6 protein-coding genes are annotated in these 12,490 nt (G+C 73.1%); 2 read left to right on the forward strand and 4 right to left on the reverse strand.

Annotated elements, in window-relative coordinates:
• Nucleotides 1-8: 8 nt before the first annotated feature.
• The 4 genes from HDA31_RS22140 to HDA31_RS22155 are packed head-to-tail and all read right to left on the reverse strand — an operon-like array spanning nucleotide 9 to nucleotide 10,031.
• A complete protein-coding gene (locus HDA31_RS22140) occupies nucleotides 9-2,165 on the reverse strand; it encodes a DEAD/DEAH box helicase (protein WP_178063749.1) in 2,157 nt (718 codons plus the stop codon).
• Nucleotides 2,162-3,463: a BREX system ATP-binding protein BrxD gene (gene brxD / locus HDA31_RS22145; RefSeq protein ID WP_178063748.1), complete on the reverse strand. Its 1,302-nt coding sequence runs from the start codon at nucleotides 3,461-3,463 to the stop codon at nucleotides 2,162-2,164. Before brxD ends, HDA31_RS22140 begins: the two co-directional genes overlap by 4 nt.
• Nucleotides 3,460-6,228, reverse strand: coding sequence for a BREX-2 system phosphatase PglZ (pglZ, locus tag HDA31_RS22150; protein ID WP_178063747.1), 2,769 nt, complete (start codon nucleotides 6,226-6,228; stop codon nucleotides 3,460-3,462). Before pglZ ends, brxD begins: the two co-directional genes overlap by 4 nt.
• Nucleotides 6,225-10,031: a DUF6079 family protein gene (locus tag HDA31_RS22155; protein ID WP_178063746.1), complete on the reverse strand. Its 3,807-nt coding sequence runs from the start codon at nucleotides 10,029-10,031 to the stop codon at nucleotides 6,225-6,227. Before HDA31_RS22155 ends, pglZ begins: the two co-directional genes overlap by 4 nt.
• 538 nt (nucleotides 10,032-10,569) lie before the next feature.
• Here HDA31_RS22155 and HDA31_RS22160 point away from each other — a divergent pair.
• Together HDA31_RS22160 and HDA31_RS22165 are read left to right on the forward strand one after the other, a co-directional pair.
• A complete protein-coding gene (locus HDA31_RS22160) occupies nucleotides 10,570-11,181 on the forward strand; it encodes a hypothetical protein (RefSeq protein WP_178063745.1) in 612 nt (203 codons plus the stop codon).
• A complete protein-coding gene (locus HDA31_RS22165; protein WP_178063744.1) occupies nucleotides 11,178-12,476 on the forward strand; it encodes a 7-cyano-7-deazaguanine synthase in 1,299 nt (432 codons plus the stop codon). Before HDA31_RS22160 ends, HDA31_RS22165 begins: the two co-directional genes overlap by 4 nt.
• Nucleotides 12,477-12,490 lie beyond the last annotated feature (14 nt).

Below are 12,490 nucleotides of genomic sequence, written 5' to 3' on the forward strand. Positions count from 1 at the left end.
TCAAAGCACTACAAGGCAGCGAAGCGGACCGGTTCCGCCAGGACCGCCGCCGCCCCGGGTAGGTCGGCGAGGCGCGCGGCGAGGGTCGCGCGGGCCAGGCGTTCCGGCAGCGCGACGCCGAACTTCAGCCCGGCGAGAGCCCGTGCGTTGACCTCGGGCAGGCAGATCCGCTGTCCCGCGTCGGCCACCAGTGAGCGCCACTGCGACCGGTCCAGGTCCGCGCGCAGCCGGATCATGTAGTCGTCGTACCGCTGCATCGGGTCGACGACCTCACTGAGCGTCGCGGCCAAGGTCGCGTTCGCCCGCAGCCCGGCCCACGTCCACCAGGTCAGGTCGCCGCCTTCGGCCCGGACTACAAGGCTGCCGCCCGGGTGCACCACGGCCGAGCGGTCGGCCCGTTCGGCCGCCAGCCGGTCCGTTGCCCTCCCGGTCAGCCGTACGGACGGATCGTCGCCCAGCAGGACGTCCCGCATCGTCCGGGTCAGCGGGTGGCTCCAGCCCACCCAGCCCGGGGACGTCCACCGCGCCCGGCCGCCGTCGTCGACCGGTTCGACGAAGCAGCGCCGCCGACGCCAGTCGACGTACGTGACCCGCCAGCTCCGCCCACCGAGCAGCAGCCGCCGATCGCCTCGTACCTCCTCGGTGAGCAGGCTCGGGTCGACCCGGCCGAGTTCCTGGCGACCGTGCAGCACGGTGAACTCCGGCGGGCCGGTGAAGACGGCGGTCATGTCCATGAAGTGCCGCCGGCCGAACCGTCGCTCCGCCTCCGGCCCGATGAACAGCAGTCCACCGTCGCTGTCGAGGTAGCCGTGGTCGACAAGGTGCCGGACGATCGGCTCGGCACCCGGCCCGAAGGGCGGCAGGCCGTTCCACGCCTGCGTCCAGAGGCGGTCACCGACCCGGTGTTCCTGCAGGCAGAGCGCGAGCACCTGTTGGGCGACGATGTGCCGGGGGTCTGGCGGCGGGACGACCGGCTCCACCCATCCTCGCCCCCAGAGCGACAGCAGCGCCGCCGCCCGGACCAGATCCTGCCCCGTACGACACAGGAAGAGGCAGTTTCGGGTGCTGCCCGGACGGCGGCCGGTGCGGCCGAGCCGCTGCAGGAACGACGCCACCGTGGCAGGCGCGTCGATCTGCACGACCCGGTCCAGGTCGCCCACGTCGATGCCCAGCTCCAGGGTGCTGGTGGAGACGATGACGCAGTCCCTGGCCTCGGCGAACGCCTGCTCGGAGCGGCGTCGCTCGTCGGCGGAGAGTGAGGCGTGCGACAGGAACGTGGTCACCCCCCGTTCCCGCAGCAGTTGGCCGAGTTCCTCGACGGTTTGCCGGGATTCGCAGAAGACCAGCCGCTTCTCCCCCGCGTGCAGGGCGGCGATCACCTTCGCGGCGTTGAACAGCGACCCGACGTAGTCGAGTTCCACGTCACCGGGCGGCGGGCCGGCAGCGGCGGAAGAGCCCGTGGCGGTGGAAGGCGCGGCAGCAGCGGAAAGGCCGGCAGCGGCGGGCACACCGGGGGCGACGACCCGCCCGGGGCGGCTGCCCGTCGCCGATCCCTGCAGCCAGGTCAGCAGGTCCGCCGGGTTGCCGACGGTCGCGGAGAGCCCCACCCGCTGCAGTGGCCGCCCGGCCACCCGGGTCAGCCTCTCCAGCACCGCGAGCAGGTGCCAGCCACGGTCGTCCCCGGCGAAGGCGTGCACCTCGTCGACCACCACCGCCCGCAGCCCGGCGAAGAAGCCCCGGTGGTCGACGTTGACGCTCACCAGCATCGCCTCGAGGGACTCGGGCGTGGTCAGCAGGATGTCGGGGCGTTGCCACAGCACCGCCCGGCGGGCGGCGGTGTGCACGTCGCCGTGCCACAGGGCCGCCGTGCGGCCCAACCAGCCGGCGTACCGCTCGATGCGGGGGTGCAGGTTGTTGAGCAGGGCCCGCAGCGGGCACAGGTAGAGCACCGAGGTGCCGGTCCAGCCGTCCCGCGCCATTCGGGACAGCAGAGGGAACGTGACCGCCTCGGTCTTCCCGCCCGCCGTCGGGGCGAGCAGCAGCGCGTCGTCGCCGTCGAGCAGCGGCCCGATCGCGGCCCGCTGCAACGGCCGCAGCTCGGGCCAGCCGAGGCTGTTGACGACGTGGTGCAGCAGCACGGGGTGCAGCAGCGCCTCGTCGTTCACAGGGTCAGGTCGACGTCGTCGGCCGACGCGGCGTTGCGCTCGACCGCCGTCAGCTCGTCCGACCGGAGCGTCAGCGCGTAGTGCTCCCGGGGGTTCCAGTCGGCGAACTGGTCCACCCGGTCGAAGACGTCGGCGACGAGCTTCTTGAGGTAGATGCGGGGGGCGACCCCGACCTGGCCGCCCAGCCGGCCGGCGACGGCGCGGGCGAGTTCCCCGAGATAGGCGTCGTCGGCGACCTCGCTCACCCGGGCGCTGCCGTAGATGTCGCGCACCCGCACCCCGAGCTGGACCAGGGCGGCCTCGGTGAAGCCGGGCAGGCGGAGCTGGGTGGCACGTGGGTTGTCCCAGCGCGGCTCCGGCCCGAAGTCGGTGGCGAGGCGCTGTGCCAGCGGCGCGAGCCGCTGCACGCCCTGCTGGCCGTCGAAGAACGCCGGGGTGCCGGTGATCAGCAGGAAGAGGCCGGGGAACCGGCCGGCGTAGATGTCGTCCACGAGTTGCCGCAGCGCGTTGAGGGCCTTGTCGCGGGCGTCCGACCGGACCCGCTGCAGGGTCTCGACCTCGTCGAGGACCAGGAGCAGGCCGGGGTGGCCGCTGTCCCGCAGCACCGTCAGCAGGCCCTGCAGGAAGCTGAGCGCCCCGAAGTGGTCGAGGTCGCCCTTGACCCCGGCGGCCCGCCTCGCCGAGGCCGCGACGTGGGGCTGGCCGCCTAGCCAGGCGGCCAGCCCGCCGGCGGTCACCTGGTCGCCGGTGGCGATCGCGGCGCGGTAGCCCCGCAGCGCCGCCGCGAACCCTGGGGTGCTGCGGGAGATGTCCGCGAGCCGGCGTTCGAGCAGCTCACCGACCGCCCGGTCGAGGCCGTCCGCGTCGGCCTCGGCGACCGTGCCTGCGGCCAGCACGTCCTCCTCCAGGGCGAAGATCCAACCGTCGAGTACGGGTCGCAGCGCGCTCGGCGCGAACTGCTCGGTGGTCAGTTGCTCGACGAGCCGGCGGTAGACCGTCTCCATCCGGTGCAGCGGCGTCTCCAGCTCGGAGACCTGCACCTCCGCCACCGCGAAGCCCCGGCGCTTCGCCCGCTCTCCGAGCCAGCGGGTGAAGAAGGTCTTGCCGGCCCCGTACTCACCCCGGACGGCCTTGAACACGCTGCCGCCGCCGGCCACCCGGGCCAGGTCCTCGTCGAGGGCGGTGGCGAAGCGGTCGAGCCCGACGGCGAGGGCGTCCAGGCCGTTGGCGGGCACCGCTCCCCGGCGGAGCGCGTCGACGATGTCCTTGCGCCGCCGGGCGCTCACCTCGACCGTCACGGGACCGCCAGCCCGAACTGCTCGACCATGAGGGCGATGTCGAGCTTGGCCGTCCGCCCGTCTGGGTCGAGGCTGAGCACGGGGTACCCCTCGACCTGCAGCAGGCGGCGCAGGACGGTGAACGTGCCGGTGACCCGGTGCACGGGTATCCCGGCCCTGGTCGCCAGGGTCTCCAGGGTCGCCCGCCCGTTGCCGGCGACGAGGGTGGCGACCATGGCGGCCACCCGCTCGTCGGGCAGGGGCGCGCGGGTGCCCCGACGGTCGGCGTAGACGGGGCTGGCCAGCAGCGCCGCCACGAGGGCCGCCGCCGAATCGGCCGGGGCCGGGGACGACGGGACCTGTGGGGAGGTCGGAGCGGACGGGGGCGGCGCGGTCGCGGCGACCGGGGCTGGCAGGTCGAACAGGCCCTCGTCCTGCACCGGCGGCCGGGCGGGGCGGCGGGCGGGGCGGCGGTTCTCCGTCGGCGCAGGCTCGGGGGAGGTCGTCTCCCCCGCCGCCTGGCGCAGCGGCTCCCGCCACCACTCCGGGCTGGACACCGGCGCGCCCGCCCACCCCGGCACGGCGTTCTCGTCGTGGGCGGCGAAGAGCAGCAGCGGGATCGCCGCCTCGGCAGGGGCTGCCCCACCGTGGTATCCGGCCTTGCGCGGGCCGTACCGCAGCTCCTCCCGCCAGGGCAGGATCACCTCGCCGCCGCCGAGCGCCACCCGGCTGCCCTTGAAGAGCAGCTCGCCGTCACCGGGCTCGCCCGTCGCCGGCCGCCACCGGTTCTCGCTGGTGTCGGCGGGCCGCAGGACCGCCTCGGTGCCCCGGTCGACGACGTGGCCGTGGTCCGAGACCAGCACCACGACCCGGTCCTGGGCGACCACGAGCAGGTTCCGCAGCCCGTTGACGGTGTCGGTGCTCCACTCGGTGATGCCGGGGTCGCTGCGGTCGAGGGCGTCGTCGATGGTGTTGATGACGGCGGCGACCAGCGGGACGGCCGGGTCACCGAGGGCGGCGGCCACCTCGGGGTCGACGGCCAGCCCGGCCGGGGTGCGCAGGTCGGACTTGTGCAACAGCACGCCGCCCGGGAACTGCTCGCGGAAGGCCCGCAGTTCGGCGCCACGGTCGCCCACGGCGATCCGCCCGCTGAACAGGCTGCACCGGTTGACCTGCGTGACCGTCGGCAGCGCGGCGAGGACGCCGACGCGGGGGCCGCCGCCGGGCGTCAGCTCCTCCCAGGCGCCGCCACGGCCGAGGGACTCGGCGATCTCGATGGCCGCCGCGGTTCCCATGCCGTCGAGGACGAGCATCAGGACCCGTCGTCCGTTGTCCACGATGGGACGGACGACGCGGTCGAGCACGTCCTCCACGCGCAGCAGCGTGCCCGGGTCCCGCTCGGCGGTGGTGGTGTCCTGCAGCAGCTCGGCGAACTGGTGGTCGTGGCGGGCACGACGAGCTTCCACGGCCGCGTGCAGCAGCCGGTAGGCCTGCGCGACCTGCGGGTCGACGTCCCCGACGAAGATGTCGAGGCGGGCCCGGTCGACCCAGCCGTCGTCGCGGACCTGCCGCTGCACGGCGTCGAGCATCGTGGCGGGGGCGGGCCCTTCGGGCGTGGCCAGCCAGCGCAGCAGGCGGACGGCCATCCGGGCGGTCTCCACCCGGGAGCGCTCGGCCGACCGGTGGGTCTCCACCTCGGCGAGCCGGTCCTGCGCCCGCTCGATCAGCTCACCGGCGGGCGAGACGGGAGCCCCGGCCGCCGGCACGGCGAGTCGCACGGACTCCCCGAAGGCACGCATCCGCTGTGTGAAGCCGGCCGGCAGCAGGTCGGACGCGGCGAGCCGCCCGGCGACGTCGATCTCGGCCGCGATGTCCTCCGCCCGGCGCAGCATCCGGCGCGCGTCGTGGCGTACCGCGTGGTCGCCGTCGAGGGCCCGGTAGATCCACGCCTCGGTCGCCTCACCGAAGGCGATGGCCTGCGACTCCGTGAGGCGGGCACCGCCGAAGCGCGGCTCGAGCCGGGTGCGGGCGACCACCAGGTCCAGGTCGGGCCGCGACTCGGCGGCCCGGGGCCAGAGCACCCCGGCGAGCAGGCCGAGTGGTATGGCGTCGACGCCGTGCCCGGCTCCGACAGCGGCGAGGACCGGCACGGCGACCGGGCCGGCGACCTCGCGGAGGAACGTGGCGATCCCGTCGGACCATTCGGTGGGCAGGTCGCCGAAGCGGAGCTGGTTGGGTGCGTCGGTGCTCCACTGGAGGAGGCCGGCGCCGTCCAGTGCGTCGGGGTCGAGGCCGAGCACCGCACCGGCGAGGTGCCGCAGCGCGTGGTCCCGGGTGAGGATGAGGCCGGCGGGCGGCGGCCAGCCCTGGGTCGGGGCGAGGTCGGTAAGAGCGTCGGCGACCCATCGGCCGGTGCGCACGAGGGTGGAGTCGAGCCGCACCTGGCCGCCGAACACCTGGGTGACCAGGTCCCACGGGTCGACGCTGCGGCCCTTCTGCATGCTGACGTGGGTCAGCAGGCCGTCGCCCAGCTCCATGTCGGTGAGGTCGGTCAGCAGGACCAGCTTCTCGTGTCCGGCCCGGTCGGCGAGCGCGGCCCGCGCGGCGAGCGGCGTCCGGCAGGGTACGACCCGCACGGGCGTGTCCCCCACGGTGAGCACCGGCTCGTCGGTCCACTCGGGGCGGGCGTGCAGCACGATCGCGTCGCTGCCGTCGCGCTCGGCGAGCCACGACTCGACCTTGCGCCGCACTGCGGCGGGGCGGACGGCGGCCCGGGTGACGCTCACGACGGCTGCTCCGACTCCTCGGCCTGCCAGGCAACGGTGATCCGCCGTCCGGCGGTGACCTCGGCGCGCAGCTCGCCGACGAGCCGATCCAGTTCCCGCACGTCGGCGACGGTGACGCGGCGGGCAGCGGGCGGCGGGAGGACGGGGTCCGCCGGCTCGCGCTTCCCCGGGATGACGACTCGCGGGTTCGAGTTGTCCGGCGGCGTGACGATGACCGGATCGCGGTCGACGACCGGTGGGTTCGGGACGACGGCCGGGTTCGGCGGGACGGGCGGGTCCGGGACGGGCGGGTTCGGGGGGACCGGCGGGGTGTGCTCGGCCAGCAGGGCGGCTGCGGCGGCGACGGCCTCCTGCAGCGCCTTGACCAGGTCGGAGCCGTGCTGCTCGTCCCGGGCGGCGGCTCGGAGCCGGTCGAGCAGCGCGCGGGCGCGGGGGTCACTGCCGGCCCGCTGCTCCACCGCGTTGATCAGCGGCCACTGCGCGCCGGCCAGCGCCGAGGTGAGCCGCTGGGCCTGCTTGAAGACGCCGCTCGCCGCCTGGCCGTCCAGGCCGCCGAGGCGCTCCTCCCCCTCGGCGGCCACCCCGACGAGCACCACGTCGTCCCGCTCGCCGGCGACCTGGGTGAGCAGCTCGGCGACCCGCCGGGCGGTGGCGAGCCGGCCGGTGGGCGCGCCCAGGTCCAGGCCGAGGGGCACCGCGTGCGTCTCCAGGCTGGTCACGAGGCTCCGGGCGGATTCGGCGTACGTGGTGGCGACCTCGCGCATGTCCTTGGCCATGTCGGTGAGGTTGGCGGGGGTGCGGAAGCGGGGCAGGACGACACCGAAGAAGGGCTGCCCGAACTCCAGGGCCGCCTTCCACGCCTTCTCGCCCGGCATCGGCGGGTGACGCAGCTCGAAGCGGTCCTCCACGCCGTTGACCGCGCCGACGGTCGTCTTGACGCCGTTGTCGTACCAGCTCAACTGCTGTTCGAGCGCGAAGACGGCGATGATGAGGTTCTGCAGGTCCCGGTCGAATCCGCGCCGCTTCGGCACGTCCAGCCACGCCCGCAGCCGGTGCACGGGGAAGTGGTCGCGGTAGTCCTCCTTGGCCGCCTCCTGCAGCAGGTGCCGGCTCCAGTGGCAGGTGGTGATCGCCAGCACGTACCGGTGGTCGACCACCTCGCCGAGCTGCAGGGGGTTGCAGATGCGGCGGAGCACCCGCTGGTCGGCCGGTGAGTCGATGGAGACGCCGCGGGTGGGGTCGGCGGCGGCCCGCCTGGCGTACTCCAGGACCTTGGCGAGGTCGCCGCGGGTGAGCGGCTTCTCGTCCACTGGCAGGGCCGGGGTGCCCGGGTACGACCAATCCAGCAGCTCGGCGGTGAGGTTGCGGAACGCGTCGGTGAGCGTGCCGCCCCGGGGGTCGCCGATGCGCAGCCCCTCGGCCAGGGTGTGCAGCACCCCGACGGTGTCGTCGTGCACGTCGGAGGGCTGCGGGCTGGCCGCCCCGTACGCCTGCTTGAGGGCGGTGACCAGGCCGTCGCGGAGCTGGCTCTGCCGCTGCAGCAGGTAGACCCGGCCCTGCTGCCGGTCGGCCTTGGGCCAGTCGGCGGCGAGGGTGTTGAGCCGCTCCCCCGCGCCGCCGACGCCGAGCAAGTAGTTGATCTTTGCGAGCTGGGCGACCCGGCTCATCATGTCGTCGGTGAGATACAGGGGCAGCCAGAACACGGTGTTGGAGCCCCGAGGCAGTTCCTCGATGCGGGCCCGGTCGGCGCTGCGCGGGTAGTCCTGCGGGTCGAACGGGTAGTCGATGACGATCCGCCACGACTCGCCCGGGGCGAGCAGCGCGGCGATCGGCATCGCGTCGGTGTCCCGGACGTTGCCGAACTTCACCTGGACGATGTGCCGCCGCCCCCGCCACTCGCGCGGCTGCTGCAGCTCGCCGTGGCTGCCCTCGCTGCCGGCCAGCCCCATCTCGGCGCTGATCAGCTCGCGCAGCAGTTGCTGCCGGACGCCGGCCGAGGTCTCGTTGTGCGGGACCAGGTCGAGCAGTTTGTCGAAGTCGACGGTATGCAGCTTGAGCGACACGACCGGGTCGTGGTCGTCGGTCAGGTGCAGCTCGCCGGCATCCTGTTCGATCTTGCGCAGCCGGTTGAGCACCATCGTGTTCTCGTAGCCGGGGATCGGCGAGGAGATGGAGCCGAAGTTCAGCGCGTGCAGCTTCGCGGCGGTGAGGCTGTGCAGGGCCGGCACGTCGGGCACCAGCGCGCCCAGCAGGATCGTCTTGACGAGCCTGTCGTCGAGCTGGAACTGGGTGTGCGAGGCGGCCTTCTCCTCGTCGATGCCGTTGAGGGTGAGCAGGATGGGGCGCAGCTTGCGCAGGTAGAGGGTGCGGGCGGCCTCGAACTGCTGGCGCAGCTTGGGCCGGTCGGGCAGCTCGCCGTGCAGCACCAGCGGGTCGAACAGGGCGGCGACGCCGATGAGGTCGTTGACCCGCAGGCTGTCCCGCCGCTCGACCAGCAGCTCCGTCATCACCTTCAGCGCCGTCCGCTCGCGCTGCAGCGCCTGGGAGAGCGCGACGAGGGTCGCCACCAGGGCCGGCGAGAACGGATAGAGCTGGCGGAAGGCGGTGGCGTCGGAGCCGATGCCCGCGTCGCCGTACTGCGCGCCGAGCAGCAGGGTGTCCCACACCTCGCGGTGGTGCCGCACGGCGGCGAAGGCGTTGTCGATCACCGCGCGGGCCGTGTCGTCGTTCGGCTTGAGCAGCCGCTTCTCGGTGATCTCGGGCAGGTTCGTGTCGGCCAGGACGATCTCCCCGAACCGCCCCTGGAGGCTGCGCATCACGTGCGCCAGCGCCTCCCGCTCGGTGCCGCCGACCTGCGGGCCGAGGAAGTCCTCCAGGTTGCGCTGGCGGGCCACGAAGGAGACCAGCGGCAGCGGCCGGGCGGCGTCGGCGGACTCGACCAGCTTGTTGAGCTTCGCGCCCTCGGTGTTGACGAAGGTGTAGTCGGCGATCCGGCCGGAGAGCCAGAGGATCAGCTCGTCGAGGAAGAGCACGATCGCGTCGTACCCGAGGGCCTTCGCGTGCCGGGTGATCACCGCGAGGCCGGTGTCGAGGTCAAGGTATTCGGCGCTGTGCACCGCACCGCTGAAGAACGCCTGGGTGAGCGCGCTGACCAGGGCGTCGCGCTCCTTGGTGCCGGGCGGCTGCGCGGCGGCCTCGGCGTACCGCTGCGGGTTCCAGCCCTCGGCCTGGGCGCGCATCGCGGCCAGGCCGACGGCCGCGCCGGGCGCGGTCGCGCCGCCGCCCAGGGCCGCGAAGAACTTGTCGTCACCGAGCGTCCGGCGCAGGCCGGCGGCGTTCTCCAGCAGCGCGTCCGACCGGTGTACGGCGGGAACGGGCGCGTCCGGGTGGGCGACGGCGACGTGGCGCAGGTAGCCCTCAAGGATCGCCTGCTCCACCGAACGCGCGTCGAGCATGTGCAGGGTCAGCGTGAGGAACTTCCGGCCGGGCAGCCAGGGGTCGGCGGCGACGACCGGGCCCGTCAAGTTCCGCACCTTCCGGGCCTCGGGGTTGTGCGCGAGGACCTCCCGCAGCACGGCCATGAAGTGCGACTTGCCGGAGCCGAACGAGCCGTGCAGGAACGCCGCCTGGGAACGGCCGGTGGTGACCGCGTGCCCGATCCGGCGCAGCGCGTCGGCGAAGTTGTCCCGAAGCTGGTCGGTGACCACGTACCGGCTCAGATCCGCGCCCTCGGCGGCCTTCACCACGAAGTCGCCCTCACCGACGGACGTCGGGATGTCGATCAGGTCGCGCAGCAGCGTCACCGGTGTTCCTCCAGCCTCCCCAGGGTGCCCGACACGCTACCCATCGACCCGAATGCTCGGGTACCGCACCGGATGGCCATTTTGCGGGCCGGGCGACGGGTCCATGGTGGACCGTTGGCGGACAGTTGCGCCGTTCGTCGGAGAAGGCGCAGCTCAGCCGGCAACCTCTCAGCAAAGGACACTGATCGGCAGCCCGCATAGGTCAACTTCCCGACAGATGCGCACGCTCGATGAGAACTGGCTGGCCAACCGGCCCGGGGATCGAGATCGCAACCGTCGGGATATAGACGACTACTTTTAGTTCTCATACACTCCGCTCGGCGGCTGCCTACCCGGTGGGGATGAGCAGATGGGCACATCGACGAAATTGCCGGGACCGCGCGGCGGGCCCTGGACACCGACTCGCGGCCAGTTGAGCCGATGGGGCGGCGCGGCTGGCCGGCCCGCGCCCTCAACGGATCATTCGTCCCCGGCGGGCCGCCCCTGCCCTGACACCCGGGAATCGGCGGAACACCTCGCCAGGCGGTGCCGGCGCGCATTGACGGACACCCTCCGCAGCGACCCGGAGATGTCCGGTCTCCACCAGGCCGCTCTTCGTGCCGGCCACGAACTCGTCAGCGTCCTCGCGGCCTTTCTCGACCGCGAATCAACCCTGTGGACCGAGGTGCCTGGTGCCACGAGCCAGACGCGAGAGGACGAGTTCGTGGCGCGGTTCGTCGCCGTCGTCGGTGGCGAGGGCGGCCTGGTGGGCGACTCCGTCGCGCGTCGCGCGGCCCGCCGGACAGCCGAGAAGCTACTGGACGGCTGCCCAGCGGCGGCCTCCGCCCTTCGCTCCGGGCGAGAACCCGCGCGCATCGACGGCGAGGCCTTCTGCGCCCTCTACCGGTTCTTCTTCGGCGAGTTCGTGGGCCAATTCGTCAGCACGGTGATTGCCGAGGGCCTGCCCATGGTGATGCCGCTGGCACTTCCGTTCGATCCCACGGGCCTCATCGCCAGCGCCGTCACGAGACAGGTCATCCAGGTGCTCCCCGACCCCTGCGCCGAGGCCGGCGGCCGTGAGCCTCGGCAGAGTCTGCTGGCCGAGACGGCTGACGAACTGGTGACCGACATGGTCGAGCACGCATTCGGGTTACGGGAGACGAGCCCATGACCACGCACCGGTACGCCTACCACTACGTCACTGACGGGGCGGCGAGGACTTCCCACGCCGGCCATCTCGTGAACGACCGGCTGTTCCGGGCCCGAGGCAGCGCCATCGAGCGAAACCTGTCCCCGGCGCCACCGCCGCCCGTCTGGGCGCAGGATCTCCTCCGCATCGCCAAGGCCACCTACCTCGCCGACAAGCTCTCCCGGCGGGACCGCACACCGGACCGCTGGACTCGGGACATCGACCTGTCCATCCAACTCGTCGAGCCGGACAGGTGGAGCAATCGCGCCGAGCCGCTGCTGGCCGCGTTGCTGGAGACCCTGACGGCGGACCGCTGGGAAATTCGGTTCCGTCCCGGCGCGGTCGGCCACCGGGGCGTACCCGGCTGGCTGTTCGACGACGCACCGGCGGAGGAGGTGGCGCTCTTCTCCGGCGGACTCGACTCCACCGCCTACGCGGCAGAACGGGTTGGGACGGCCGGCGGCCCGCTGTTGCTGGTGTCCTACTACGACCCCGCGCTCAAGCACCGACAGGAGGAACTCCTCGACGCCGTCCGGCGTCTCGGCTCCCGCCCGCTTATACACCGGGCCGTGCTCCTGCAGTCCAGGGCCAACGGCGTACGCCTCGAGCCGAGTTCCCGCTCCCGGGGGCTCCTGTTCCTGTCCACCGCCGTCTACGCGGCTGCCGCGCATCTCGCCTCCCGGGTCACGGTCCCCGAGAACGGGCAGTTGGCGGTGAACCCGCCGTTGACACCGGCGCGCATTGCCGCCTGCTCCACCCGCTCCGTGCACCCTCGGACCCTGCACCTGGTCAATCAGCTCATCGAAACGGTCGGCGGGAGGGTCGAGGTGGTGAACCCTCTGTTGTTCGACACCAAGGGTGAGGTGTGCCGCCGAGCCCTCGACGCGGGACTGCCACCCGCCACACTGATGGCGACGGTGAGCTGCGGCCACCCGCCCCGGAACTACAGCGCCAGCCGCTTCGACCACTGCGGGCACTGCTACCCCTGCCTGGTACGACAGTCCGGCTTGCTCGCGGCCTCGGGACGGGACGACACGCCGTACGAAAGGGATGTCTGGGCCCCGGCAGCCGGCAGGAACGACGTCGGCCATCGCGACGCCCTGCACGCATGGCTGGGACGGGGTTTCGGCATCCGCGAAGTGACGACAGACGTTCCCCTCCCCCCGCAGACAGACACATCCGCCCTCCTGCGGACCCTGCTACGGGGGCGGAGGGAACTGAACGACCTCTTCGCCCGCCATCACATGCCCGGCTCGACCAGAACGCCAGCAGCCTGAACAGCCTCGGCGCC

The organism is Micromonospora carbonacea (assembly GCF_014205165.1).
GTDB classification, from domain to species: Bacteria; Actinomycetota; Actinomycetes; order Mycobacteriales; family Micromonosporaceae; genus Micromonospora; species Micromonospora carbonacea.